The organism is Marinobacter halodurans (assembly GCF_004327985.1).
Lineage (GTDB): Bacteria > Pseudomonadota > Gammaproteobacteria > Pseudomonadales > Oleiphilaceae > Marinobacter_A > Marinobacter_A halodurans.
Map to the genome: position 1 here is coordinate 1 of NZ_SJDL01000196.1, position 467 is coordinate 467.

The 467-nt window shown below is 42.0% G+C and carries 1 protein-coding gene; it reads left to right on the top strand.

What is annotated here, in order from left to right; genetic code table 11:
• Positions 1-284: 284 nt before the first annotated feature.
• The coding region (locus EZI54_RS24980) for a hypothetical protein (RefSeq protein WP_207389359.1) at positions 285-467 on the top strand (183 nt) is incomplete at its 3' end.

Consider the following 467-nt stretch of genomic DNA (forward strand, 5'->3'; position numbering starts at 1 on the left):
GTATTGCGATCCGTAAGGGAGATACAGCCATGCTGGAAAAAGTCACCCAAGGTTTGGATGCCATGAAACAGTCTGGTGAATTTGACAAGCTGCTGGTGAAGTACAACTTGCAAGCGCCTAGCGCTGAAGAAATTGCGAAATACATGCCGAAATAGGCATAGATCGATCCTCTATTTTCATTCTCCTATTTTCCTAGCTTCGTTTAAAGCGAAGCGCTGCAGGGGCTTTTGCAAAAAAGCCCGCAGTACACACTTGACTTAACAACAGGTATAGAGATTTAAATAATGCAAAAGAAAGCTTTAAATTATTGTGTTTCATTGTTGCTGTTGGGGTGCGCGGCTACACCTGCTATAGCTGCAGATTTATCCATTGGGGATCCAAAAACTGACTTAGGGGAGTTAAAACTCTCAGGTTTTTTAAGAGTGAAATACCAAGACAAAAGCTGGACGGAAAATGATCATAAGTTG